27 protein-coding genes and 1 tRNA gene are annotated in these 23,018 nt (G+C 58.0%); 16 read left to right on the plus strand and 12 right to left on the minus strand.

Annotation, left to right across the window (positions count from 1 at the left end):
• Nucleotide 1: 1 nt before the first annotated feature.
• Entirely contained in the window at nt 2-670 is a 669-nt protein-coding gene (locus ACHZCJ_RS10945; RefSeq protein ID WP_159646708.1) for a cold-shock protein, read from the minus strand.
• Between the two features lie 188 nt (nt 671-858).
• Entirely contained in the window at nt 859-1,221 is a 363-nt protein-coding gene (locus ACHZCJ_RS10950) for a DUF4870 domain-containing protein (RefSeq protein WP_321326367.1), read from the minus strand.
• A gap of 229 nt (nt 1,222-1,450) precedes the next feature.
• Between ACHZCJ_RS10950 and ACHZCJ_RS10955 the strand changes: the two genes are divergently transcribed.
• From ACHZCJ_RS10955 to rpoN, 5 genes are all read left to right on the plus strand, one after another.
• Entirely contained in the window at nt 1,451-2,068 is a 618-nt protein-coding gene (locus ACHZCJ_RS10955; RefSeq protein WP_321326369.1) for a ribonuclease H-like domain-containing protein, read from the plus strand.
• A gap of 57 nt (nt 2,069-2,125) precedes the next feature.
• The gene (gene lptC / locus ACHZCJ_RS10960; protein WP_159646714.1) at nt 2,126-2,770 is read left to right on the plus strand and encodes an LPS export ABC transporter periplasmic protein LptC; all 645 of its coding nucleotides are present in this window, start codon (nt 2,126-2,128) and stop codon (nt 2,768-2,770) included.
• A complete protein-coding gene (locus ACHZCJ_RS10965; RefSeq protein WP_321326372.1) occupies nt 2,771-3,319 on the plus strand; it encodes an LptA/OstA family protein in 549 nt (182 codons plus the stop codon).
• A gap of 232 nt (nt 3,320-3,551) precedes the next feature.
• On the plus strand, nt 3,552-4,313 hold the full coding sequence (lptB, locus tag ACHZCJ_RS10970; protein WP_159648037.1) for an LPS export ABC transporter ATP-binding protein: 762 nt from the start codon (nt 3,552-3,554) through the stop codon (nt 4,311-4,313).
• Between the two features lie 2 nt (nt 4,314-4,315).
• Nucleotides 4,316-5,821 (plus strand): RNA polymerase factor sigma-54, encoded by a 1,506-nt coding sequence (gene rpoN / locus ACHZCJ_RS10975; RefSeq protein ID WP_321326375.1) that lies wholly within the window; start codon nt 4,316-4,318, stop codon nt 5,819-5,821.
• On the opposite strand, the gene ACHZCJ_RS10980 is transcribed toward rpoN, so the two are convergent.
• From ACHZCJ_RS10980 to ACHZCJ_RS11010, 7 genes are all read right to left on the minus strand, one after another.
• Nucleotides 5,818-6,336, minus strand: coding sequence for a GNAT family N-acetyltransferase (locus ACHZCJ_RS10980; protein WP_321326377.1), 519 nt, complete (start codon nt 6,334-6,336; stop codon nt 5,818-5,820). The genes rpoN and ACHZCJ_RS10980 overlap by 4 nt on opposite strands.
• The gene (locus ACHZCJ_RS10985) at nt 6,333-6,542 is read right to left on the minus strand and encodes a DUF5818 domain-containing protein (RefSeq protein ID WP_321326379.1); all 210 of its coding nucleotides are present in this window, start codon (nt 6,540-6,542) and stop codon (nt 6,333-6,335) included. Before ACHZCJ_RS10985 ends, ACHZCJ_RS10980 begins: the two co-directional genes overlap by 4 nt.
• On the minus strand, nt 6,539-6,898 hold the full coding sequence (locus tag ACHZCJ_RS10990; protein ID WP_321326381.1) for a hypothetical protein: 360 nt from the start codon (nt 6,896-6,898) through the stop codon (nt 6,539-6,541). Before ACHZCJ_RS10990 ends, ACHZCJ_RS10985 begins: the two co-directional genes overlap by 4 nt.
• A gap of 8 nt (nt 6,899-6,906) precedes the next feature.
• Complete coding sequence (locus tag ACHZCJ_RS10995; RefSeq protein WP_321326384.1) at nt 6,907-7,509, minus strand: SDR family NAD(P)-dependent oxidoreductase; 603 nt, start codon at nt 7,507-7,509, stop codon at nt 6,907-6,909.
• 129 nt (nt 7,510-7,638) lie between these two features.
• Nucleotides 7,639-8,760, minus strand: a complete 1,122-nt coding sequence (gene ald / locus ACHZCJ_RS11000; protein WP_321326386.1) for an alanine dehydrogenase — start codon at nt 8,758-8,760, stop codon at nt 7,639-7,641.
• Nucleotides 8,761-8,846: 86 nt separating this feature from the next.
• Nucleotides 8,847-9,836 (minus strand): peptidylprolyl isomerase, encoded by a 990-nt coding sequence (locus ACHZCJ_RS11005; RefSeq protein WP_321326388.1) that lies wholly within the window; start codon nt 9,834-9,836, stop codon nt 8,847-8,849.
• A gap of 493 nt (nt 9,837-10,329) precedes the next feature.
• The gene (locus tag ACHZCJ_RS11010) at nt 10,330-11,292 is read right to left on the minus strand and encodes a peptidylprolyl isomerase (RefSeq protein ID WP_321326390.1); all 963 of its coding nucleotides are present in this window, start codon (nt 11,290-11,292) and stop codon (nt 10,330-10,332) included.
• A gap of 207 nt (nt 11,293-11,499) precedes the next feature.
• Between ACHZCJ_RS11010 and ACHZCJ_RS11015 the strand changes: the two genes are divergently transcribed.
• The 6 genes from ACHZCJ_RS11015 (at nt 11,500) to ACHZCJ_RS11040 (ending at nt 17,085) form a co-directional block, all read left to right on the plus strand.
• Nucleotides 11,500-11,587 (plus strand) — tRNA-Ser (locus tag ACHZCJ_RS11015).
• Between the two features lie 204 nt (nt 11,588-11,791).
• Entirely contained in the window at nt 11,792-12,235 is a 444-nt protein-coding gene (locus tag ACHZCJ_RS11020; RefSeq protein ID WP_159646739.1) for a hypothetical protein, read from the plus strand.
• A gap of 159 nt (nt 12,236-12,394) precedes the next feature.
• The gene (locus ACHZCJ_RS11025; protein WP_159646741.1) at nt 12,395-13,126 is read left to right on the plus strand and encodes a molecular chaperone; all 732 of its coding nucleotides are present in this window, start codon (nt 12,395-12,397) and stop codon (nt 13,124-13,126) included.
• Nucleotides 13,127-13,341: 215 nt separating this feature from the next.
• Nucleotides 13,342-13,938, plus strand: coding sequence for a hypothetical protein (locus ACHZCJ_RS11030; protein ID WP_159646743.1), 597 nt, complete (start codon nt 13,342-13,344; stop codon nt 13,936-13,938).
• A 73-nt stretch (nt 13,939-14,011) separates the two neighbouring features.
• The gene (locus ACHZCJ_RS11035; RefSeq protein ID WP_159646745.1) at nt 14,012-14,482 is read left to right on the plus strand and encodes a hypothetical protein; all 471 of its coding nucleotides are present in this window, start codon (nt 14,012-14,014) and stop codon (nt 14,480-14,482) included.
• Between the two features lie 20 nt (nt 14,483-14,502).
• Nucleotides 14,503-17,085 (plus strand): TcfC E-set like domain-containing protein, encoded by a 2,583-nt coding sequence (locus ACHZCJ_RS11040; protein ID WP_321326394.1) that lies wholly within the window; start codon nt 14,503-14,505, stop codon nt 17,083-17,085.
• Between the two features lie 36 nt (nt 17,086-17,121).
• Here ACHZCJ_RS11040 and ACHZCJ_RS11045 read toward each other — a convergent pair whose 3' ends face one another.
• Both ACHZCJ_RS11045 and ACHZCJ_RS11050 read right to left on the minus strand, forming a co-directional pair.
• Nucleotides 17,122-18,246: a M14-type cytosolic carboxypeptidase gene (locus ACHZCJ_RS11045; RefSeq protein ID WP_321326395.1), complete on the minus strand. Its 1,125-nt coding sequence runs from the start codon at nt 18,244-18,246 to the stop codon at nt 17,122-17,124.
• Nucleotides 18,243-18,845, minus strand: a complete 603-nt coding sequence (locus ACHZCJ_RS11050) for a DUF4136 domain-containing protein (RefSeq protein WP_321326397.1) — start codon at nt 18,843-18,845, stop codon at nt 18,243-18,245. Before ACHZCJ_RS11050 ends, ACHZCJ_RS11045 begins: the two co-directional genes overlap by 4 nt.
• Nucleotides 18,846-18,997: 152 nt before the next feature.
• Here ACHZCJ_RS11050 and galE point away from each other — a divergent pair, with 152 nt between their 5' ends.
• The 3 genes from galE to ACHZCJ_RS11065 all read left to right on the plus strand — a co-directional run bounded on the left by galE (nt 18,998) and on the right by ACHZCJ_RS11065 (nt 20,865).
• Nucleotides 18,998-20,002 carry a UDP-glucose 4-epimerase GalE gene (gene galE / locus ACHZCJ_RS11055; protein WP_321326399.1) on the plus strand — a complete coding sequence of 335 codons (1,005 nt, stop codon included), beginning with the start codon at nt 18,998-19,000 and terminating at the stop codon, nt 20,000-20,002.
• A 101-nt stretch (nt 20,003-20,103) separates the two neighbouring features.
• Entirely contained in the window at nt 20,104-20,229 is a 126-nt protein-coding gene (gene ykgO, locus ACHZCJ_RS11060; RefSeq protein WP_011415100.1) for a type B 50S ribosomal protein L36, read from the plus strand.
• A gap of 48 nt (nt 20,230-20,277) precedes the next feature.
• Nucleotides 20,278-20,865, plus strand: coding sequence for an HAD family phosphatase (locus ACHZCJ_RS11065; protein ID WP_324292269.1), 588 nt, complete (start codon nt 20,278-20,280; stop codon nt 20,863-20,865).
• Here the strand turns inward: ACHZCJ_RS11065 and pyk are convergent.
• Nucleotides 20,862-22,313: a pyruvate kinase gene (pyk, locus tag ACHZCJ_RS11070; protein WP_321326412.1), complete on the minus strand. Its 1,452-nt coding sequence runs from the start codon at nt 22,311-22,313 to the stop codon at nt 20,862-20,864. The genes ACHZCJ_RS11065 and pyk overlap by 4 nt on opposite strands.
• A gap of 86 nt (nt 22,314-22,399) precedes the next feature.
• On the opposite strand from pyk, the gene ACHZCJ_RS11075 reads away from it, so the two are divergent.
• On the plus strand, nt 22,400-22,708 hold the full coding sequence (locus ACHZCJ_RS11075) for a DUF1244 domain-containing protein (protein ID WP_159646757.1): 309 nt from the start codon (nt 22,400-22,402) through the stop codon (nt 22,706-22,708).
• A gap of 43 nt (nt 22,709-22,751) precedes the next feature.
• Nucleotides 22,752-22,994: a DUF2312 domain-containing protein gene (locus ACHZCJ_RS11080; RefSeq protein WP_100093000.1), complete on the plus strand. Its 243-nt coding sequence runs from the start codon at nt 22,752-22,754 to the stop codon at nt 22,992-22,994.
• Nucleotides 22,995-23,018 lie beyond the last annotated feature (24 nt).

Raw genomic sequence — 23,018 nt, forward strand, 5'->3', positions numbered from 1 at the left:
CTTATCTGGCTACCAGATTGACCGCTGCTGTCTTGCCGCGTTGATCGACTTCCAGTTCGAATTCCAGCTTGTCGCCTTCTTCCAGCCCGCGCATGCCGGCGCGCTCTACAGCTGAAATATGGACAAATGCATCGGGTTGGCCGTCGTCGCGCTGGATGAAGCCAAAGCCTTTGGTGCCATTGAAAAATTTCACGGTACCCGAAGCCTTCTCACCGGTCAGTTCCCTGCGGGGAGGGCCGCCACGATCATCGCGGGAAGAACCTCCGCCAGACGGAACCTCGATAAGGTCGCCTTCAATCTGGATGTCGGAAGCGGAAACCTTGCCGCCACGATCGACCAAGGAAAAGCGCAAGGTCTGACCTTCCGCCAGGCCTTTCAGTCCGGCGCGTTCGACCTGACTGATATGTACAAAAACATCTTCGCCGCCACCGTCTTGCACGATGAAGCCGAATCCCTTTTGCGCATTAAAGAATTTTACGGTGCCGGTGCTTTCGCCGACGACCTGGTCCGGCATTCCACCGCCCCGTCTGCCGCCGCTGAAATCACTGTCCGGCCGCGTATATCGTTCTACGGGTGGACCGCTGTCGCCTTGATATCCATCGAAGTTCTCGTCGCCGAAGCCGTCGCGCTTGTCCCGGCCTCTGCCTCGCCGGTTTCTGTCAAAACCCATTCTTAAAACGTCACTTTCAATTCGCCCTATCTAGTAAATTCAATGACACAGCGGACGAGCTCCGGACCATTGTTTCGCGCGAATCCTATTACCGCACGGTATAACTATATAGGAAAACCGAGGGATAAGCGAATGAATTCGGTGTTTTGTAAACAGACCGGGCAGATTCGATATTCGGGCAATGCCGTTTAGAAAAGCCAGGTTTTCGGATCGGCGAAGGGTTCGTGCTTTTGCGCTTTCAGCAGCGCCACGACCGAACGGACCAATATCCAGACCGCCAGGGCCAGCAGAATCGGTATGCCGATCAATATGATGGTGAGAAGCGTGCCGATAATCCCGACCACCAGCCCGATCACGAAAGTCATGATATGAAATTGCAAATGGCTCTCTTCCCAGGTTCCGGTGACCTCGTCTTTCCATATCAGCGCAAGAACGAAACCCACCAGCCCTGTTATTCCGACAACAAATCCGGCGATATAGAGCAGCGAGATTATGCTTGCCTTGTTCAGATCGAAACCGGGACCGGCTGGTTCGGGTAATTTCTCGGCCATCTTGTCAAACCCCTATCATAGGTTATTCCTATGCTTGGCAAAGCTCAAACTAAACTTGCTGTTTGAACCGGCCTGCGGCACATAGCATATTCAATGACGCGCTGCTGTCAATTTTTGCAGCCGATGATCTGGCCAGGGAACAAACCCCTAAGCCGGACAGGGTGTCTTTGCGACATCTCGGCCACGAAAAGGAAAGTGGCCGAAAGACTAGATAGACAGGCAAATATAGATGGCAGTTTTTTTTCACGAAGAGGATATCCCGGCAGGTCTCCTGGCTAGCGGTCCGGTTGCTGTGGACACGGAAACCATGGGCCTCCAGACCCCGCGGGATCGACTCTGCCTGCTCCAGATATCCGATGGCGGCGATGACGAGCATCTCGTTCGCTTCGGCCCTGACAGTGATTATTCCGCTCCCAACCTCCGGGCGATCCTGTCCGATCCCGACCGGGTGAAGCTTTACCATTTTGCCCGCTTTGATCTGGCTGCGATCGAACATTATATGGGTGTAATGGCGGAGCCGGTCTTCTGTACGAAAATCGCTTCGCGGCTGATCCGGACCTATACCGATCGCCACGGCCTCAAGGAACTGGTGCGCGAACTTCTCGGCCAGGATATTTCAAAGCAGCAGCAATCGAGCGACTGGGGCAATCCCGTGCTGAGCGATGCCCAGCAGGAATATGCCGCATCGGACGTCCGCTTTTTGCACCGGTTGAAAACCGAGCTTGAAATCCGGCTCGAGCGGGAAGGCCGGACAGCTCTTGCCCAGGCTTGTTTCGACTTTTTGCCGGACCGGGCCCGGCTGGACCTTGCCGGCTGGCCGGAAACCGATATTTTTGCCCATGCCTGACGCCGCGACAATCCTGTCTGTTCGTTTCGGTCATAACCTTGGGATCGGGGCCTAGCTATGTCCGCTACCGTCAATCCTCCCCGAACCAAGCGTCAGCAATTTGCCGCTCCCAACAGCGCGCATGACAGAAATATCAAATTGCTGCGCTTCATTCTACCCGTGGGGGTAGGCCTGTTGGGCGCGATGCTCGCTCTGGCGCCCTTCACAACCAGCGGGGAACTGAGTTTCGTGCTGGACAAGAATAGCGTGGACGTTGCCAAGGAACGGATGCGCGTGACCGAGGCGCTGTACCGCGGTGAAGACAGTCAGGGCCGGCCATTCTCCCTGAAGGCCGGTTCCGCCGTGCAGAAAAGCTCCAGCGAAGCAATAGTCGAACTGCAGGATCTTTCTGCCCGGATATTGCTGAAAGAAGGACCGGCGCAGATCCGCGCGAGCGAAGGCCGCTATGATATGGACCAGGAAAATGTCCGGGTACCGGGACCGGTGCAGGTCGAAGCTGCCGGCGGCTATCGCCTCTCGACCAGCAATGTCTCCGTCGACCTCAAACAGCGGACGCTGCAAAGCGCCGGCGCGGTGGAGGGGCGGACCAATATCGGAACATTTGGTGCGGACCGGCTCAAAGCGGATCTGGCCGAGCGCACTGTCAGTCTGGATGGCAATGCGCGTTTGCGGATCGAACAAAACGGACTAAGAAGACCCTAGATGAAAACATATTCTTTTCTTTCCCTGTCGGCTGGTAGCTTCGTCCTTGCGTCCGCTTTTCTGTTGTTCGCTGGTGCGGCTCCGGCGCAGGTGTTCGGAAGCCACGACAGCAATGCACCGGTGAACTTCAACGCTGGACGGATCGAAGTGCAGGATCGGGCCGACCGGGTTGTCCTTTCTGGTGCGGTGCGGGTCGAGCAGGCCGGACTGACGCTCAACGCGGCGCGCATGACGGTGGCCTATCGCAGCACCGGAGGTATCGAAATCGACCGCATCGACGCGTCCGGAGGCGTGACGATTCGCAAGGCCGGCGACACTGCTTCGGGCAATGTCGCCATTTATGATCTCAACCGGCGGCTGATCACCCTGATCGGCAATGTTACGCTCACGCAGGGCACGAATCGCCTGTCCGGCGGACGTGTCATCATCGACCTCGAATCGGGCCGGTCGACGATTGACGGACGCTCCACCGGCGGTGCTTCGGTCGGCTCGCAAGACTCCAGCGGCCGGGTGTCCGGTACCTTCACGGTTCCCCAGCGGAAAGACTGAACTCGCGACCAGTTATCCGGTCATTCCAGTGCAATCGTGACAGTGGGTGAGCCCTGTCGGTCTTGTACTATCGGGCGGTGGATTTCCGACTGTTATGACTGCAATTCAATCTTCCATGCACAAAGCTTGCCAATTCCGTTTAAAATGGGGCATGTTATTTGCCGAGAAACAAGGCAGCCAATGCTGATAAGGACCAGTGATGAATGATATAGCCGCGACCGAAGCGACAACGATGGCCGATCCTGGTGCCGCCATGGCCAGTGATGCAATGGAGCACGGTCTTGCGGTGGTTTCGATTGCCAAAAGCTATGACAAACGCTCGGTTCTGTCAGATGTATCGCTATCGGTTGGCCGCGGCGAGGTTGTCGGATTGCTGGGGCCGAACGGGGCCGGCAAAACCACCTGTTTCTATTCGGTCATGGGTCTTGTCCGTCCGGACGCCGGACGGATCATGCTCGACGGCGAGGATATTACCCCGCTACCCATGTATCGCCGGGCGATTTTGGGAATCGGCTACCTTCCCCAGGAAACCTCGATCTTCCGCGGCATGACCGTCGAACAGAACATTCTGGCTGTGCTCGAGATGGTGGAGTCCGATGCCAGCGTGAGAGCCGAGACGCTCGACCGGTTGTTGGATGAATTCGGACTGATGAATTTGCGCAGTTCCCCGGCGATGGCACTGTCTGGCGGTGAAAGGCGGCGTTGCGAGATTGCCCGCGCCCTCGCGGCCAGCCCGTCGATCGTGTTGCTCGACGAGCCCTTTGCCGGTATTGATCCGCTATCGATCGCGGATATTCGCGATCTGGTCTGCCAGTTACGTGAGCGCGGTATCGGTGTGTTGATCACCGACCATAATGTCCGCGAGACGCTGGATATCGTCGACCGGGCCTGCATCATCTACGACGGACAGGTCCTGTTCGCCGGCAGCCCCGAAGATCTTGTTGCCGATGCCAATGTCCGCAGGCTCTATCTCGGTGAGGGCTTCGCGCTCTAGCCATGGCACTCGCGCCTCGCCTCGATTTGCGGCAGAGCCAGTCGCTGGTGATGACACCGCAGCTGCAGCAGGCGATCAAGCTGCTCACATTGTCGAATCTCGAGCTGGAGACTTTCATCTCCGACGAGATTGAGAAGAACCCGTTGCTCGATACCGGCGAGATTGCGACCGAGAGCGGCGATAGCTCCGATGGCAATGTTGAAAGCGAACCGGCGGCGCAGGGAAGCGACGAGATATTGACGTCGGGACCTTCGGAAGCCGAATCGCCGCTGGATTTGCAGGGCGAGACAGACAGTTTTACCAATAACAGCCTTTCCGAAAGCGATGGGGCGCTGGACGGGCAATTGGGTTTGAACGGGACCAGCACCGGCGCGGCGGCGGGAGGCGAAGCATCCGATTTCGAAAATATGCTGGTTGCGGAAATTACGCTGACCGAACATCTGATGGATCAGGCGGGAGCCGTTTTGTCCGGCATGGACCTGTTCATTGCGCAGCATATTATCGACCAGATTGACGAGTGCGGCTATCTGCAGGCCGAACTGCTGGAACTGGCCCAGCGGCTGAACGTCGGACTGGCAGACGTGAAGCGGATACTGACGATGGTTCAGACGCTTGACCCGGTCGGGGTTGGCGCTCGGAATCTGGCCGAATGTCTGGCGCTGCAAGCGAAGGACGCCGACCGCTATGATCCCGCCATGGCGCGGCTGATCGACAATCTCGATCTGCTGGCCAAAGGGGCACTGCCGCAGCTCAAGCGGATATGCGGTGTCGATGATGAAGACCTGAGGGACATGATCAGCGAGTTGCGCAATTATGATCCGAAGCCTGGCTGCAAGATTGGCGGCGGTTCGGTGCAGGCGGTCGTGCCCGATGTCTTCATCGCCGAGCGGACGAACCGGTGGATCATCGAAGTGAACAGCGCTACCTTGCCGAAAGTGCTGGTCAACCGCAGCTATTATTCCGAACTGAAGGACGGCGCGCAGGACAAGCAGTCGAAGGAATGGCTGAACGAGTGCCTCGCCGACGCCAACTGGCTGGTCAAGGCACTGGACCAGCGGCAGCGGACGATTGTCAAGGTCGCAACCGAAATCGTCAAGCAGCAGGAAGAGTTTTTCCGCAAGGGTGTCGCGCATCTCCGGCCGTTGACGCTCAAGAATGTCGCCGAGCAGATCGAGATGCACGAGTCGACGGTCAGCCGGGTAACATCCAACAAATATCTCTCCTGCTCGCGCGGGACGTTCGAGCTCAAATATTTCTTCACCAGCGGGATTCAGTCCTCGACCGGTGGCGAGGCGGCTTCGGCGGAGGCGGTGAAGAGTCATATCAAGTCCCTGATCGATAACGAGGACCCCAAGAAGATCCTGTCCGATGACAAGCTGGTCGCCCTGCTCAAGGAGCGGGGCTTCGATATTGCCCGGCGCACGGTGGCCAAATATCGCGAGGCGCTCGGTCTGGGCAGCTCGATCCAGCGCCGCCGGCAGAAGGCGCTCGAGGGCAAGGCCGCCTAGACCGGCTTGCGCAGCACCGCGAATTCCAGTTCCTTGGTCTTTGGAAGGCCGAAGCGCCGATCACCATGCGGGAAGGGACGCAGCTCGCCGGTCCGCGCATAACCGCGGCGTTCGTAATAGGCGATCAGATCCTCGCGCTGGCGGATGACGGTCATCTCGATTGCATCGGCCTGCCATTGATCCCGGACATATCGCTCTGATTTCGACAGCAATTGCCTGCCCAGACCGCCTGCCTGCAAGGCGGGATCGACGGTCAGCAGTCCCAGATAGGCAAGCCCTTCACCAACCCGGGAGAGCTGCACGCAACCGGCGATAGCAGCGCTTGTCTTCGCGAGCAGGATCACCTGATTGTCCGCGGCGATAATCTCGCGCAATGCCCTGGCATCGGTGCGCTGGCCGTCGAGCAGATCCGCTTCATGGGTCCAGCCGCGCCGCGCGCTCTCTCCGCGATAGGCGCTTTCGACGAGCGCGCGGAGCGCCGGGATATCGCCATTTTGTGCCGCTACGAAATTCATGCCAGCCTTATCCCGTCCGCTTCCAGGAGCGTGCTGTCGATGACCCGGCCGGTCACCACCACCCGCTTCTCGACCTCGTCAATCGGCGTGCGCAGCAGTTCGAGCCGGTAGCGATGGCCATCATCGCATTGCAACAGAAAGCCGCTCGCATCGCGCTGTAGCAGCCCGCTATATTCACCCGCACCCTGGTTTTCCGTCTGCATCATGCGGCGGCGAGCAATTTCTCGCTGATCTCCCAGAGCCGTTCGGCGTCTGCATCCACCGTGATATGCGGCGCGCAATGCTGATAGGGCAGGCTATCCTCGCCCGTCAGCTGCGCAACGTCGCAATCCTCGCAATAGACGCCGGGCATGTCATTCAGCAGCGGTGAGGTGGCGGCCCACAGGCTGGTGGTGCAGCCCTGTGCCGGCGTCTTGAAGATTGCGGCAACCGCCGGGGGCACGCTGCCGTCCTTGTTCAGCCAGCCCAGTTCGACCTGCTCGTCGACCGGCAGATGACGCTGCAATGGCGTGAAAATCCCGCCCGGATGGACCGAGAAAGCGCGGCCACCAAAGGCCTGCATGCGGCGGCTCAGCGCATTGGCGAACAGGGCGTTGGCGCTCTTTGCCTGGGCATAGGCGACCCATTTCTGATATTCGCTATTCTCGAACTGGATATCGTCCCAGAGGATGCCATTGCGCTTGTGGCGATCGATGACAGCGCGACGACGCGGGGCGCGTTTGCTTTTTCGAGCAAGGGCAAGAGCGCCTTGGTCAGCGCGAAATGACCCATATGATTGACGCCAAACTGGCTTTCCCAGCCCGGACCGACGCGTTCCAGCGGACAGGCCATGATACCGGCATTGTTGATCAGCAAGTCGAGCGCATCGATAGTGTCATAGGCTGAAGAGGCAAAGCCGCGCACCGAATCGAGATCGGCGAGATCCATTTTTGCCGAGGAGACATCGCCCTCGATCGAGGAAAGATTCTCCTCCGCCTTGGCCGGATCGCGAACCGGGATGATCACCGTGGCACCGGCATTCGCCAGCGCCCGGGTGGTTTCCAGACCGATTCCCGAATAGCCGCCGGTGACGATCGCGGTCTTGCCGGTCAGATCGATGCCGGCGAGTATCTCGTGCGGTTCGCTCTTCGCGTGAAAGCCCGATCCGAGGGGATTCTGGTCTGCTGCTGCCATCTGTTGTTCCTTCATTCAGTGGCCGACAAAGGCCGGGGTCCATCTCCAACTATTGCGTCCGGCTCAACCGTCTGGAGATGGGCACCTGCCTGCGCAGGTGCACAATATGGCGATCGCCTTCAACCCGATTTAAGCCTTCAATCCCACAACCTCCGACACCGGCATATAGTCATAGCCCAGATCTTCGGCGACCGCCTTGTAGGTCACATGACCATTCCACACGTTCAGCCCCTCGGCCAGATGCCGGTCATCGCGCAATGCGCTTTCCCATCCCTTGTTGGCAATCGCCAGCGTGTGCGGCAGGGTCACATTGTTGAGCGCATAGGTCGAGGTGCGCGAGACCGCGCCCGGCATATTGGCGACGCAATAATGCACGATATCGTCGACCACGTAGGTCGGGTCCTCGTGGGTGGTCGGCTTCGAGGTTTCGAAACAGCCACCCTGGTCGATCGCCACGTCGCACAATACCGAGCCGGGGCGCATGGTTTTGAGCATTTCGCGGGTGACCAATTTGGGTGCTTCCGCTCCGGGGATCAGCACCGCGCCGATCACCAGATCCGCTTCGGCCACACATTCGGCCAGATTGGCCTTGTTCGAGAAACGCGTCTTGGCGCGCGATTCGAAATGGGTGCCGACCGATTCCAGCACGTCCGGATCGCGGTCGAGGATGGTCACATCCGCGCCGAGACCAGCCGCCATTTGCGCGGCGTTGAAACCGACGACACCGCCGCCGATGATCGTGACCTTGCCGGGAGCCACGCCGGGGACGCCGCCGAGCAAGATGCCGCGGCCGCCATGGGCTTTTTCCAGCGCGGTCGCGCCGGCCTGGATCGACATGCGTCCGGCGACCTGACTCATCGGCTTGAGCAGGGGGAGCCCGCCGGTGCCGGTTACCGTTTCATAGGCAATGCAGGTTGCTCCGGATTTGACCAGATCGGCGGTCTGTTCCGGATCGGGCGCGAGGTGGAGATAGGTGAACAATATCTGGCCTTCGCGCAGCATCGCGCGTTCGATGGCCTGCGGTTCCTTGACCTTGACCACCATCTCGCATTTCTCGAAGACTTCGGCAGCGGTCGCAGCAATGGTTGCACCGGCGGCGACATATTCGGAATCTTCGGCGCCGATGCCAAGGCCGGCACCGGTCTCTACCAGCACATCATGGCCATTGGCGGTCAGTTCACGGACCGATTCAGGGGTCAGGCCGACCCGATATTCGTGATTCTTGATTTCTCTGGGGGTACCAACGCGCATGGAGGAGCTCCTGTTCTGTCGAGTCTAACCCTATTGCATTACCAGCAAATGACGGTCTGCGCGAGATGCTTTGTAATATTATTACCCTATTGTGAAACTTTCCGAATGGGCACCGGGACGGTGCAGATATTGCCATAGCCGCCATGGGCCTCGATAAACTGCAGCAGCGCCGGGCTGTAGCTGGCGAGATATTCATAAGAAGGCTGTTCTGCCAGCGGCAGCTCGCTGGCCAGCCGGATCGACTGTATCCGGATATATTCCGACTTGTCGGCATAGAAGCCTCCCGGATCGGTGCCGAGCGGCAGATTCTGCAAATGCGCCAGTCCGTCGATCACTCGTCCGACCATCCCGAATGTGGTGTCGAGGCTGCGCGCCGCTTCGCCGGTGATCACCGACATTTCCGCGCCGCTGCCGGTGTCCGGCGGGTCATAATGGGCAGGGGACAGCGACCCGCGACAGGTCAGCGGATAATATTTCGTCTCGCCGTCGATGGTCTGGCTGCCGATCGGCCAGCCGCCGCCAAAGCCGACCGTCTGCGCACCCATATTCTCGTAAATCATGGTCATCAGCGGTTCGATTTCCGTGCCCTGATAGTGATTGCTATAATCCACCGCTGCCTTCAGCGCCGCCATATCGGTGTCGCGTTTCGCCCCGAGCGCCTGGTTGAAATATTCGCTTTCCGGCACGGTCTCGAGGCTCTTGGGCGGCGTCTTGGCATCGGGATTGCCGCCGAACTGGGTGACGAAATCTCTGGCGACGCGGTAGATTTTCGTGCCATCCCACCACCGCGTGCGGGCCAAAGTCCGGACATTGCGGACATGGCCGCCGGAGAGATTGGCGGGGAGTAACTGGATCACCGCCTGTCGTTTCGTTCCGTCGGGGGCGTCTGGTAGGGTCAGGATCATCAGGTCGGTGAGGGGGATGGGCAGCCAGTGTTCGGCCGGGGCAGCGGCGAGGATTTCTGCTGGGGTGGCTTGCGGCGATTCTTCTTGCGCGAGCGCGGGAGACACGAGTGAAAAACAGGCTGCCGCAAGCGAACAAAAGGCGATATGCGCGGATCGAAAATAGTTTGTCATGCGGCTCTTTCCTTGCTGAACTTTACAAACTTTACAAACTTTACACTGTTAAGAAAAAGAAAGCTTTCTTCCCCTGTAAAGGCGGTTTCCGTGCCCCGCCCTGCGGCGGGGAACATTCTTTGGGTCACACCCCCTATTCCGGAAGATGATCGCCGCACGGAAATTGCTGGAAACCGAAGGTGGAACGACGAGGCAAGGGGTCGCAACATGGGGCCAGATTAATCCAAATTACCGGATGTAGGAAAGGCAAAATTGTGCCCCGCCGCAGGGCGGGGTCCAGTCGAGTCCTGTCGTTGCGGTTTAACAGGCGAAGGCGGGACTGTTCTGGACCCCGGCCTTCGCCGGGGAACCATTCGTGAATCACATATCATGATGTCGGAAAGCGGAAAGGCGACAATTGTGTCCCCGCGAAGGCGGGGATCCATCTCTCGGGCCAGCGGCTAGACGCCATGACAAGAGATGGGCACCTGCCTCCGCAGATGCACTGCATTCCTCACTCTCCCGTCACCCGTCTCACCGGCACCGGAATATTGCAGATATCCGCGCCGCCAGCCGGCTTGATAAAAAACGGATCGCGGCGATTGGCCCGGGCGTCGGCATATTTCGCGAAAATGGCGCTGTTGGTATCGAGATATTCAAAGGCAGGCGGCGCGTCTTCGGCCAGTGCATCACCCAGCCGTAGGGAGGTGATCGGCACGCGCTTGCTCGCGTCCTCGTAAAATCCCAGCTGCCCCTTGCCGCGCGGCAGGCTGGAGAGATGTTCGATCCCTTCGACGATCCGCCCGACCACCGCAATATTGCGGTCGAGATGGCGCGGCGCATGGCCGATCACGGTGTAGAGTTCCGCGCCGCTGCCGGTATCGGGGGAATAATTGCGGCCCACGCCGACCGCGCCGTAGCAGTGGATGGGCCAAAGACTGTTATTGCCTGAGCCAAGTGGCCAGCCTAGCCCGAATAATGACTTTCCATAAAGATCGTCCCTGTAAGCCTCTGTCGCGTCGGACACTGGATCAGAATTGTATATGTTTGAGCTCTCGCTATCAATCGGCGTCAGTTTCGATAAGTATTCACTCTCCGGCACCGTCTCCAACCCCTCCGGCAAGGCTTTCTTCTCGCTCGCATCGCCCCATTGCACGACATAATTGTCCTGCACCCGGTTGATGCTGGTGCCGTCCCACCAGCGCGCGGCGGCCAGCTTGCGGATATTGCGGATCCAGCCTTGCGAGAAAGGCTCGGGCATCAGCTGGATGATCACACGGCGGGGATTGCCTTGTGCATCGGGCGCAAGGTCCATGACCAGCAGGTCGCTCGGCGCAATTGTCACCCAGTCGCTGGGCGGGGCGGCTTCGACAATCGCATTGGGGCTCGGATATTCGGCTGTTTGGGTGTCCTGCGCGATTGCGGGGGTCGCCATCAACAGGGCGAATGTTGAACTGACGGCGCTGATCTTTCTCATAAACATATCCCCAAAATTCCGTTCGTCCTGAGCCTGTCGAAGGACCGGGTGCGTCTGCTACTGCGTTTCGGCAAGCGCAGCGCGAACGGGTTTAATTGCTTAGCACCACCCTAACTCCACACTATCGCTTGCGAAAGCGCGAATCCCGCATTAGGGAAGCGGCGCTGTCTGACATTCGACCGGATTCACGGGTCAGGCGGTATTTGCGGAGCCGTGGCAGAGTGGTCGATCGCGCACGCTTGGAAAGCGTGTATAGGGCAACCTATCGAGGGTTCGAATCCCTCCGGCTCCGCCACTATATTCCTCCGGCAATTCCTGTCTCCGCCTTCAAGTGAAAAATTTGACCCGGTTCCCGGGCTGCTGCCGGATGCCGGTGGCGATTGCATTCGCGCGCAATCCCGCACCCGCTTTGCGGGAATCACAAGCTCCCGCAGGTTAACCGCATTTTAGTGAAACGGCGATAGAGGGGAATGAACCAGAAGTTTGAGGACGCGATCAGATGAAGTATTATATACTTGCCGCCGCAGCTCTTGCCAGCGCAGCATATTCGACCGGTGCCGCTGCCGAAGCGCCGGGTTTTGAGAATGCCGCTACCATGAATATCACGGTCGTCATTCCGCCGCTTCGTGCGGCGGTGAATGCGCAGGAAGAAGGTGCAACCGGCCTGTGGGCAATCGTGAACGGCAACAGCGGCCTGATGATCAACACGCCAGACCTGGTTTCTGACAGCGGAGTGACCGAATTCAGTATTTTCGGTCAGAATATCTCGGCGATCCAGGTGTCGTCGGCAACGGGCAGTTATTCGGTAGTCCAGAAACCCGATGACGGGGAGGCCGGAGCCCTGCCAAAGGCCACCTATCAGCTTATGGCGAATCGCGCTGCGAGTCGGGTTGCTGCCGTTGGAGGCGATCGCTCCCGGCAGGTTGTTATCGGAATAAAGTAAATTTTTCGTAAATATCGCTGACGGGAAAAGCGCCGAAATACGGCGAGTCGCACAAACGTCATCAGCGTTAACTATTTCATTATCCACCAAAAAATCTTGACTCTAGAGACAAGAAAGCTAATTCCCTCCTCGGGTCGCATCAAATGGGAGGAAATTTGATTGCGAACAATATCGACAGTATTGCTATTTTTCATACTGGTCTGGTCGTCCGGCCCTGCGCTTGCGAATCTCTCGATAAACAAGCTTTGGGTCGATTTTGCCGAAGGGCAGAACGAGCGCGGCGATCTGGTTATCCGCAATGACAGCGAGGACCGCTATTATGTGTCTGTTTCTGTCACGGAAATCGCCAATCCGGGGACTCCGGAAGAAGAAAAGATAACGCAGATCGATCCCGAGAAATCGGGATTGCTGGTGACGCCAAACCGAATGGTCCTGGAACCGGGCGCCATTCGTTCCATTCGTCTCGTGTCGCTCAATGAAAATTTGACCGAGGACCGCATCTATCGGGTGCTTGTTGCGCCACAAGTTGGCAGGATCAAGGCCGAGCAGAGCGGTGAAGACGCGCGTGGAATCGCATTAAAGCTGCTGGCGGCCTATGACGTACTGGTGGTCGTGCGACCGAGCGAGAATAATGCCAGGATTGAGGCGGTTCGCAGCGCTGAACGGGTGACACTGAAAAATACCGGAAATTCCAACATCCTGCTGACCGAGGGTTTTATCTGTCCGCCCGATGCAGTGGAGGATCCGTCCACCGAGCGGTGCAAAACCTTCGAATCCCAGCGCCTCTATGCCGGCAATATATTCGAGATCGATCTTCCGTCGCCGACCGACATGGTGGTTCTGAAAACCAGGGATGGTCCGGCGGGCGAGTTCATCGAGCAAAAGTACTGACATAGAGCAGCACTAATACAGTCGCAAAAAACTGATTGAAAATCGGCATATATTGATATGTCGTGCGACTAACTGCGCCTATCTCATTGTATTAACTAGTTAATCATTTCATTTTTTAAATATAAAATTTGACATGATTTTTCAGAATCGTTAAAAGTTTATTAAGAATTGGTAATATCGCCGATTCGATACTTGAATAAAATGGGGATTTTATTATGAAAAAATCAGTTCTTTTCGCAGCTGCAGCATTGGCTGCTATGGCATCAGGTACAGCTAATGCTGCGCCGACTGATGGCGTACTTTCCGACACCGCGAGCACCGGCACATTGGATGTGAATGTTACCGTTGTACCGATGGTCAGCATTCGTGGTCTGGACGATGTCTCCCTGACAATCGACGCCGCTACGATCGCTTCCAACTTCGGTTCCACCAGCGGAATTTCCCAATTCTGCGTTTTCTCGAATGCCGATGCGGCTGGTTCTTACAAAGTAACGGTCAACGGCAACGCCGGTGACGGACTGGGCAATCCTTATGGCCTGAACGGTGCTGCAACCGGCACCCAGCTGAACCATACGGTTGGCTATTATGATGCCGCAGCCTACAATTCGATTGCTGCAGATTTCATGCGCCCAGGCCTTCAGTTTTCCATGGAAAACACCCGTGACGGTCAGGCACGTGCGACCGACCTCGACTGCACCAACGCTGGCGGCCAGAACAGCTCGCTGCGCGTAACCGTGCGCAACAGCGAAGCCCTTGCGGCGCTGGCCGACACCTACACCGGAACGTTGTCCGTTGTGGTTGCTGTGCCTTAAGCACTGGATATTGCGAGGGCGGGGACAATCCCCGCCCTCCCTATATGGTTTCTTAAAATCGGGGGAAAGCGAGATGCCGAACATCAGACTTATCGGAACAGGGCTGCTGTCATGCGCTCTTCTGAGCATAGCATCGCCCCTGTTTGCCACGCCCAGCGTCGTGCCTGACGCGAGTGTAAAAATTGTCAATGGCGCCAAGGCGCCGCTCCGCTGGATCGGGGTAGGTGACCTGCATTCGACGACCCAATTGTGCGTCGCAAGCAATACCGGTCGCTACCGTCTGCAGCTGGCTCTGGTGCAGGATGCAGCCGATGCCCATGCGCCTGCTTATGAAATCGAGTTTCGCACCGCTGCGGGCGACAGCGAATTCCGTCGGTCCGGAACCGGCAATATCTATGTTTTTGATGGCCGGACGTCCGAGACGGAGGACTGCAACGGCACAACAAACGCTTCACTGAAAATCCGCTTCTCCCGCGATAACCTGACAGCAGCGGTCGCTGGTGAATATGCCGAGCAATTCCAGATTTCCGTCATACCGAATTAAAAGCGGCAGTTGCGTTAGCCATGTCTGTTCATCCGAAAACCCAGGCGGCGTGCATCGGCGTCAGCGCGATAGCCATCATATTCTCTCAGGCCGCATATGCCCAGATCAGTGGCGCCGATCCCCTCCCGATCGATGAAGCCGCAAGCAGCACGATCGTGAACGGTCAAACGCTGGAAACCGAGGCGCCGCCAGGTTTCGAATCTCTTACTGCTCCGCTTGAGACATTTTTCGACATTTTCTATCTTGGCCGCCGGCTGGGCTCATTCCGTGCTGTTCTCAAGGACGGGACGTTCCGCTTGATAAATCCCGAGCAAGTCGTTGCGGCGCTCGAGGGGCAAGTTAGCGAAGAAGCGGCGACAAAACTGCTTTCCGCGCCGCTATCGCTTAACGAGGAATATCGGTGTGTAACGGGACAAACATCGAACTGCGGAATCCTGCCCCGGGGCCAGGAAGGGGTGATCGTCAATCCGGAACGATTCTCTGCCGAACTGTTTTTCTCGCCGGCAAATGTGATTGTCAATCAGGTCGATAATTTTACCCTGGGCCCGGCGGAAACCGGACCATCGCTCATTCAGACCGTGAATTTTGCCGCGGCCAAAACAGATGGTCCCAATTCTTCTATTCGCTTCGGGGCGACCTTCGACACGGCGGCCAGCATTGGCCAGACCGCATTGCTGGCGCGCACGATTGTCGACGATGAGCAGGGTGCGCAACTGCTGGAAGGTACGGTCCAGCATGTATGGAACAACCGGATCGGTCGGGCCGGGTTGTTCGAGGATCTGAGCACCAAACTTCTCACATCCTACAGGATGGTTGGTGCCGAGTTTGCGAGTTTTTATCCGCGCAAGGCCTATGAAGCGAGCATTTCGACGCCAATCCAGATCGTGCTTCCAAGAGAGGCCGACGTCGAACTTCGCCGGCGCGGTGTGCTGATATCCGTTCGCCACTATCAAGCCGGGCTTCAGGTTATCGACACGTCAGGACTGCCCGAAGGATCCTATCAGCTCGGGATTACTGCCCGTGCCGATGGCGCGATCATATTGCAGGAGGAGCGCGCTTTCACCCGTGCGCGGGGATTGCCACTCAAGGGAAAGACCGAATTCAGTCTCCGCGCCGGCATGTATGCTCCGGATCAGTTTCCGTTCGACCAGCCCAACCAGAGCGAGACATTTTTTCCGCGTATCCGCAATGCTCCGGTAGTTGGTGTGCGCGCGAGTCGCAGAATCGGCGAAGCAACCGCGCTGGAGCTGAATCTGCTGCATATCGACGGAGCCAACTATGCGGAATCGTCGATAACGACGGTGCGGGGGAACCTCGAAGGATTTGTTTCGGTCGCTGCCGGTGATGATGGTGCATATGGCGTGCTGGCGACCGGCACATTGAACATCAAGCAGATCAGATTTTCGATTTCAGCCAGAAAAACCAAGTCCGATGCCGACAATTTCAATCTTGCGAATCTCGCGACGGATCAGGAATATCTGCCTTTCTCCCGTTCCGACACCAGTGTCTTCGGTTCCATGCAAATGCCGCTTTCGGGCGGGTCGTTCAGCGTGTCGGCAGGTTATACCAAATTCGACAACGGGCGTGACGATTATAGCGTGGATCTGCGCTACACAAAATCCATCCGGATCGGCAACCGGCGGCCGCTGCTAACCGCATTCGGCCGGGTTTCGAACCGGGATTCAAGGGTTGGTGCGTCAATAAACTTCCTGTTCGGCCTCGACCGGAAAACCAGCGCCTCGGTGCGCGGCGGTGCCGAATATATTGCAAAAACCAGCGGTTCCAGTCGCAAGGGCCTATCGCCGGTTCTCGATGCCTCGATATCGAGACTTGAGAATATCGGCGATGCTGAGCTGCTGAATCAGGTCGGTGTATCGACAAATGCCGACAGCGATCGCGCGTTCGCCTCATCGGATCTGCGTACATCTTACGGGCAAGTGGATTTGACCGCCCAATATCAGCGCACGAGAAGCGGCGGAGACTTTACCTCGATTTTTGCCAATGGTCGCACGGGTTTTGCGGTCGGCGGCGGGAAGTTCAAGCTTGGACTGGCGGATGTGGGCCAAGCCGTGATATTATCCGACATCAAGGTTGACGATAGGAAATACCGGCTGAGCGATGACGCCAGCGAAAGCGGGTACCGGATCCGCGTGAACTCCCAGCCGTTTGACCGGATCAAGCCAGGCCGTACGTCGGCGGTCGGCGTTGCGCCTTATGATGAATACGAAATCGACCTGGAACCGGAAAACGCTCCGCCATTTGAAGTTGATACCGAGATAAAGAGAGTGACCCTCTATCCCGGCAATGTCGCATATTTCCGCTACGAGGCGGTTAACAGTTTTGCGATCTACGGGCAGATGGTTGATCAAGGTGGGAAACCGATCGCGAACGGTCGGGTGAAATCCGACAATGATATTACCCTGACGGACGAACAGGGCTTTTTCCTGATCACCGTTTCTCCTGCAACCCGCCTGGAAATGCGTCTGCCGGACGGACAGATTTGTCGCCCGGTCGCGTTTGAACAGCTGACAAACGGGCGCCAACCCGACCAGCTGCTCAAGGTCGGCGCGATAAAATGCCTGGTTTCCACGGAAGCGGAATAGTTCGACCGGCTATCGGTCTATATTGCAAACGCCGATCTAGATTTCATCGATCATTTCGGCCAGCGTCGCCAGACATTCGCGTGCCAGCAATATGCAACGCTCGGGGGACCAGCCTTGCTCGGCATCTGGCAGATCACGATTGTCCTTGAACGGCATTTCCAGAGTCATTGCCACCGCGCCGAAACGTTCGGCCAGCTGATTGGTTGACATCGACAGGTTGGCCTTGCCTTCGGCCGCCGTCGGATAGCCCAGCTTTGTCTGGAAATCCGGGGTGCGCTGGGCGAGCCGGTTGCGGTAGCCGTGATATTTCTCCAGCTGCGCACCGGTGATCGAGGGGATGCCCTCGAACCCGGCTATGAAAACCGCCGGAATCGCCTCGTCGCCGTGGACATCCATCGCAAAATCTACGCCGCTTTCGTCCATCGCATCGCGGGCGCACAGGACTTCCGGAGATTTCTCGGGCGTTGGTGCATGCCATTCGCGATTGAGATTGGTACCGGTAAAATTGGTTCGCAAATGCCCTCTGCACGAACCATCCGGGTTCATATTGGGAATGATGTGGAAGCGGCATTTTTCCAGCAGCAGCCGGGCGTGCGGATCGGCGGGGTCGGTGAGCATTTCCAGCGCGCCTTCCATCCACCATTCGGCCATGCTTTCGCCGGGATGCTGGCGGGCGTAGAGCCAGACCTGCTTGTCGCCGCTCCCCATCTCGAGACAGTCGATCGGCTGGCCTTCCAGACTGTAGCCGAGCGCGCGGGCGGTCACGCCTTCGACCGCGGCCGTTTCGGCGACCAGATCATGATGGCGCTCGATGCTATAGGGCGCGAAATAGGCAAACCAGACAATATTGCTGCTGGCCGTATAGCGGATCGTCAGGGTGCCGCTTGCCTCGTCATAGCTGCTCGGCGCGCGGCCCCAATAGTCCCGGTCCTCGCTGACACAGGCGTCATAGTCAGGCCAGCCCTGCGGATAGGCCGATTCCCTCAGTCCGGTGATGGCCAGTTCCAGTTCGTCGCCGACCGCGCAGGTCACCCGGAAATGGAACCACTGGAAAAATTCGCTGTCCTTGTCCTTGCGGATCGACAATGTTGCGGTGGTGCCGTCGATGGCTTGGACTTCGATATTGCCGCTATCGAACGCGCTGGTGATTTCTATGGTCATTTCACCCTGATAGTGGTTCCGGACTCGCCGGGGAAGTCCTTGAATAAGGCCTCGGCCAATTTCGATGCTGCCAGACCGGGCTGCGCTGCCGGCGAGCCTTCCTTTGCCTCAACCGACGCGCGGCCTTCCCAGATAACATTGCCATTCAGCCGTTTGGCGATCCGGACAGACAGGTCGGTAACAATCTTGTCTTTCGGCGGACCGCTGAGATCGATGCCAATGCCCAGGCCGACGCCCGAGCCACGACTGCCGGTGCTGCCACCGACTCCGACCGAGACGGGAGAGCGGGCCCCTCCGGCGCTTAACACCGCCCGTTCGAGTGTGTAGCGCACGACATAATCACTTTTTTCACTATCGTCGCGTGCTTCGGTAAAGCCGACACGCTGCAATTCCCGCAGCAGCGCCGCATTGTAGCTGGCATATTCGATGCTGCGGTCGTCATCGGTGACATTGGCCCTGATGCTGACGGTGCCCGGGACAATCGGGGCAAGCCGGGCGTTGTGAAACCGCGTGACATCGACCGGCGGAGTCGCTGTCATGCAGCCCGACAACAGAGACCCTGCCAAGATCAATGTCGCAAATGATTGAAAACCGGCCATAAAATATACTCCTGAACTTGCCCCGCCGCATATTAGCGCATAATCATCCGGACGGTGGTAAAAAAAAATGCCTCCTTGCCCGGGGGGCTTAACCGGATAGAGATATTGCAGCGATATACAGCCGATATTGCGCAACAGGGAATTTGGAAATCATGGCGAAACCCTTCACCATATTGGTAACCGGCGGGGCCGGCTATATCGGCAGTCACGCGGTGCTGGCCCTGCAGGATGCCGGCTGGCCGGTTGCGGTGATCGACAATCTGACCACCGGATTTCGCTGGGCGGTTCCCGAAGGGGTTGCGTTCCACGAGGGCGATATCGAAGATAGCGCCCTGCTTGCGCGGATCATCAAGGATGAGAATATCGGCGCGATCATGCATTTTGCCGGATCGATCATCGTGCCTGAATCGGTCGAAAACCCGCTCAAATATTATCATAACAACAGCGCCAAGAGCCGCAGCCTGATCGAATCGGCGGTCACCGGCGGCGTGCGCCATTTCATTTTTTCCTCGACTGCGGCAACCTACGGCATCCCCGAGGAAAGTCCGGTCAGCGAGACGACGCCGCAACTGCCGATCAATCCCTATGGCATGTCCAAGCTGATGACCGAGCATATGCTCCGTGACGTATCGGCTGCCCATGACCTGAACTTCTGCGCCCTGCGCTACTTCAATGTCGCTGGTGCCGATCCGCAGGCCCGAACCGGGCAATCGACCGCCGGCGCCACCCATCTGATCAAGGTTGCGGTGGAAGCGGCGCTGGGCAAGCGGGACAGCGTCGCGGTCTTCGGCACGGATTATGATACGCCCGACGGCACCGGCGTGCGCGACTATATCCATGTGTCCGATCTGGCCGCTGCCCATGTGCTGGCGCTGGAAGCATTGATCGCGGAACCGGAGGAGAATCATCTGCTCAATTGCGGCTATGGGCGTGGATTTTCCGTGCTCGAGGTGCTCGATGCGGTTGACCGGGTCACCAACCTGCGAATCAAGCGGAATATGGAAGGGCGGCGCGCGGGCGACCCCGATTCGCTGATTTCCGACAATCGGGCGATCATGAACCGCTTTCCGTGGCAGCCGAAACATGCCGATCTCGACGAAATTGTCGCCCATGCGCTGGCGTGGGAACGCAAACTCATCGAAATTCGCGGAGAATAAAGCTGTTCGCTTGACTTTGGCGGCTGTCGACCTTAATTGCCCTGCTTCAACGCAGCTAGGCTGCTTTCAAGAAATTCAGATAATCAAGGCGTGGTACCAAAATGAAAGTCCGCAACTCTTTGAAGTCGCTTAAAAACCGTCACCGGGACTGCCGCGTCATCCGTCGCCGTGGTCGCACCTATGTGATCAACAAGACGAATCGCCGGTTCAAGGCTCGCCAGGGCTAAGCACCTATATTTGGCGGGGGTTCTGCCATCTCGATAATTGACACCGTCATCTTCGATATAGGCAATGTCCTGTATCGCTGGGACTTGCGCTGTCTGTTTGAAAAACTGATTGCCGACCCGGAAGAGCTGGACTGGTTTCTGACCCAAGTTGTCACGCCGGAATGGCATTTCCAGCATGACGCCGGTCGGCCCTTCGCCGACATGGTTGCCGAACGAAGTCGCGAATTTCCCGAATATCGGAAACATATCATTGCCTATTCCGAGCGCTTTCCGGAAACCATTCCGGGACCGGTCGAAGGCATGCTGGAGCTTGTTCGCGCTCTGGCGGACCGGGGCGTGCCGCTCTTCGCGATCAGCAATTTCGGCGCCGAATCCTGGGCCCAGTTCCGGCCCTCGGCTCCGATATTCGAGATATTTTCCGATATTGTCATTTCCGGTGAAGAAAAGCTGATCAAGCCGGATGCAGGGATATTCGAGCTCGCGCTGTACCGCTTCGGCCGTCGCGCCGACCAATGTCTTTTCATCGATGACCGGCTGGACAATATCGAGGCGGGCGAAGCGATGGGTCTTGCCGGCCATCATTTCCGCGATGCCGCCAGACTGGAACAGGAGCTGAAGGCCTTGCGCCTGCTCTAGCTGCGCTTGAGCTCGTCTCCGCTCAGCCTCACGATATGGAGCAGATTGGTTGAGCCGGGCGTACCGAAGGGCACGCCGGCGCAAACGATCAAGCGGGAACCCGCTGCTCCAAGCTTGTGCCGCAACGCCATGCGCTTGGCCTTGGCGATCATTTCCTCGAAATCCTGCACGTCGCGGGTGACCACCGCATAGGCGCCCCACAACAGGCCGACCCGCCGCGCCGTGTGGCGATTGGGGGTGAGCACCAGCAGCGGCACCGAAGGGCGTTCGCGGGCCATCCGCCGGGCGGTCGAGCCGGACGATGTATAACAGACAATGGCCGAGGTCTCGATGGTGCGGGCGATATTATAGCTTGCCGCCGCCAGCGCATCCGCGGTGGTTTCATCGGGCACGGTTTCGGTGAAATGAACCCGATCGGTGTAGGACGGGTCGTTTTCCACCTGAGCGGCGATCCGGTCCATCATCGTCGCCGCCTCGATCGGCCAGTCGCCGACGGCCGATTCGGCGGATAGCATTATCGCATCGGCGCCATCGTAGATCGCGGTGGCGACATCGGACACTTCGGCGCGGGTCGGCGTCGGCGACTTGATCATCGATTCGAGCATCTGCGTGGCGACGACCACCGGACGGCCAAGCTTCCGGGCAGCGGCGACGATCTTCTTCTGCAGCGGCGGCACTTGCTCGGGCAACAGCTCCACCCCGAGATCGCCGCGCGCGACCATCACGGCGTCCGACAGTTCCAGTATCTCGTCGAGCCGGTCGATAGCCGCCGGCTTTTCGATCTTGGCCAGCAAGGCCGCCTTGCCGCGAATCAGCCGTCGTGCCTCTGCGACATCTTCCGGACGCTGGACAAAGCTCAGCGCGATCCAGTCGACATCCTGTTCCAGCGCAAAAGTCAGGTCCTTGCGATCCTTGTCGGTGAGCGAACTGACCGGCAGCACCACTTCCGGCACATTGACGCCCTTGCGATCGGAAATTTCGCCGCCAACGATCACTTTGGTCTCGACGCTCTTGCCATCGGCTTTGGTCACTTCGAGCCGGATCTTGCCGTCATCGAGCAGCAGCGTGTGGCCCGGCTGCAAGGTGCCGAGAATTTCCTTGTGCGGGAGGGTTACGCGCTGTGCATCGCCGGCTTCCTTGCGCATGTCGAGTGTGAAGCGCGCGCCTTCCTTGAGCATCACCGGTGGCTTGGCAAAGGTGCCGATGCGCAGTTTCGGCCCCTGTAAATCGGCCAATATGGTGATCGGGCGTCCGACCTTCTTTTCCAATGCTCGGATCGATTTGACATTGGCGGCGTGCGCCTTGTGTTCACCATGGCTCATGTTCATCCGGAAGGCGTCGACGCCGGCGCGGTACATCTGCTCGATCATGTCGGGGCTGCCGCTGGACGGGCCGAGCGTTGCCAATACTTTCACTTTGCGATTTCGGGAGAAGATCGGCGATGCCATGCAAAAAATCCTTAGTGGCGCTTTACCTGCGCGTTTCCTGTTTCTAATTCATGACAGGATAATAACAAATAACAATGGAAACAAATATGACCGATCAAATAACCGATGCCGCTGCTGCTACAGCCTTTCGCCGTCTGGTCACCCATCTCCAGCATCGCCATGATGCGGAAAATATCGATTTGATGGGCCTCGCCGGGTTCTGCCGCAATTGTCTGGCCGACTGGGTGCTGGAGGCGACCGTCGAGGCCGGTGGTTCAATGACCAAGGAGGAAGCCCGGGCGGCCATTCACGGCATGCCGGCCAGCGAGTGGAAGCAGAAATACCAGACGGAGGCGACGCCGGAACGGCTCAAAAAGATGAAGGAAAGCGTGGCCAAAAACGCCGATGCGTCTTAAAGGCAGGCTCCGAATCCGAATATAGATTTAAAGGAATGAAACTATGAGCGAAGGCAATGTCGCCGCAGACCAGCTGCGTCTTTTTATCGAGCGTATCGAACGGCTGGAAGAAGAGAAAAAAGGCATGGCGGACGATATCCGCGACGTTTATTCCGAAGCGAAATCCCAGGGCTATGACGCCAAGATCATGCGCCAGATCGTCCGTCTCCGTAAAATGGAAACCCACGACCGGCAGGAAATGGAAGCCATTCTCGACACCTATAAGTCGGCGCTTGGTTTGGCCTGAGCAATAGGCTAATAGCCGTTCTTT

Origin of the sequence: uncultured Parasphingorhabdus sp. (assembly GCF_963677535.2) — a bacterium.
In the GTDB taxonomy this organism is placed as follows: Bacteria; Pseudomonadota; Alphaproteobacteria; order Sphingomonadales; family Sphingomonadaceae; genus Parasphingorhabdus.

Excerpts from the sequence above, each read along its gene's own strand:
- ACHZCJ_RS10945 (WP_159646708.1), bottom strand. The coding sequence starts at position 670 with ATGGGTTTTGACAGAAACCGGCGAGGCAGAGGCCGGGACAAGCGCGAC.
- ACHZCJ_RS10950 (WP_321326367.1), bottom strand. The coding sequence starts at position 1,221 with ATGGCCGAGAAATTACCCGAACCAGCCGGTCCCGGTTTCGATCTGAAC.
- ACHZCJ_RS10955 (WP_321326369.1), top strand. The coding sequence starts at position 1,451 with ATGGCAGTTTTTTTTCACGAAGAGGATATCCCGGCAGGTCTCCTGGCT.
- lptC (WP_159646714.1), top strand. The coding sequence starts at position 2,126 with ATGTCCGCTACCGTCAATCCTCCCCGAACCAAGCGTCAGCAATTTGCC.
- ACHZCJ_RS10965 (WP_321326372.1), top strand. The coding sequence starts at position 2,771 with ATGAAAACATATTCTTTTCTTTCCCTGTCGGCTGGTAGCTTCGTCCTT.
- lptB (WP_159648037.1), top strand. The coding sequence starts at position 3,552 with ATGGCCGATCCTGGTGCCGCCATGGCCAGTGATGCAATGGAGCACGGT.
- rpoN (WP_321326375.1), top strand. The coding sequence starts at position 4,316 with ATGGCACTCGCGCCTCGCCTCGATTTGCGGCAGAGCCAGTCGCTGGTG.
- ACHZCJ_RS10980 (WP_321326377.1), bottom strand. The coding sequence starts at position 6,336 with ATGAATTTCGTAGCGGCACAAAATGGCGATATCCCGGCGCTCCGCGCG.
- ACHZCJ_RS10985 (WP_321326379.1), bottom strand. The coding sequence starts at position 6,542 with ATGATGCAGACGGAAAACCAGGGTGCGGGTGAATATAGCGGGCTGCTA.
- ACHZCJ_RS10990 (WP_321326381.1), bottom strand. The coding sequence starts at position 6,898 with ATGCAGGCCTTTGGTGGCCGCGCTTTCTCGGTCCATCCGGGCGGGATT.
- ACHZCJ_RS10995 (WP_321326384.1), bottom strand. The coding sequence starts at position 7,509 with ATGGCAGCAGCAGACCAGAATCCCCTCGGATCGGGCTTTCACGCGAAG.
- ald (WP_321326386.1), bottom strand. The coding sequence starts at position 8,760 with ATGCGCGTTGGTACCCCCAGAGAAATCAAGAATCACGAATATCGGGTC.
- ACHZCJ_RS11005 (WP_321326388.1), bottom strand. The coding sequence starts at position 9,836 with ATGACAAACTATTTTCGATCCGCGCATATCGCCTTTTGTTCGCTTGCG.
- ACHZCJ_RS11010 (WP_321326390.1), bottom strand. The coding sequence starts at position 11,292 with ATGAGAAAGATCAGCGCCGTCAGTTCAACATTCGCCCTGTTGATGGCG.
- ACHZCJ_RS11020 (WP_159646739.1), top strand. The coding sequence starts at position 11,792 with ATGAAGTATTATATACTTGCCGCCGCAGCTCTTGCCAGCGCAGCATAT.
- ACHZCJ_RS11030 (WP_159646743.1), top strand. The coding sequence starts at position 13,342 with ATGAAAAAATCAGTTCTTTTCGCAGCTGCAGCATTGGCTGCTATGGCA.
- ACHZCJ_RS11035 (WP_159646745.1), top strand. The coding sequence starts at position 14,012 with ATGCCGAACATCAGACTTATCGGAACAGGGCTGCTGTCATGCGCTCTT.
- ACHZCJ_RS11040 (WP_321326394.1), top strand. The coding sequence starts at position 14,503 with ATGTCTGTTCATCCGAAAACCCAGGCGGCGTGCATCGGCGTCAGCGCG.
- ACHZCJ_RS11045 (WP_321326395.1), bottom strand. The coding sequence starts at position 18,246 with ATGACCATAGAAATCACCAGCGCGTTCGATAGCGGCAATATCGAAGTC.
- ACHZCJ_RS11050 (WP_321326397.1), bottom strand. The coding sequence starts at position 18,845 with ATGGCCGGTTTTCAATCATTTGCGACATTGATCTTGGCAGGGTCTCTG.
- galE (WP_321326399.1), top strand. The coding sequence starts at position 18,998 with ATGGCGAAACCCTTCACCATATTGGTAACCGGCGGGGCCGGCTATATC.
- ykgO (WP_011415100.1), top strand. The coding sequence starts at position 20,104 with ATGAAAGTCCGCAACTCTTTGAAGTCGCTTAAAAACCGTCACCGGGAC.
- pyk (WP_321326412.1), bottom strand. The coding sequence starts at position 22,313 with ATGGCATCGCCGATCTTCTCCCGAAATCGCAAAGTGAAAGTATTGGCA.
- ACHZCJ_RS11075 (WP_159646757.1), top strand. The coding sequence starts at position 22,400 with ATGACCGATCAAATAACCGATGCCGCTGCTGCTACAGCCTTTCGCCGT.
- ACHZCJ_RS11080 (WP_100093000.1), top strand. The coding sequence starts at position 22,752 with ATGAGCGAAGGCAATGTCGCCGCAGACCAGCTGCGTCTTTTTATCGAG.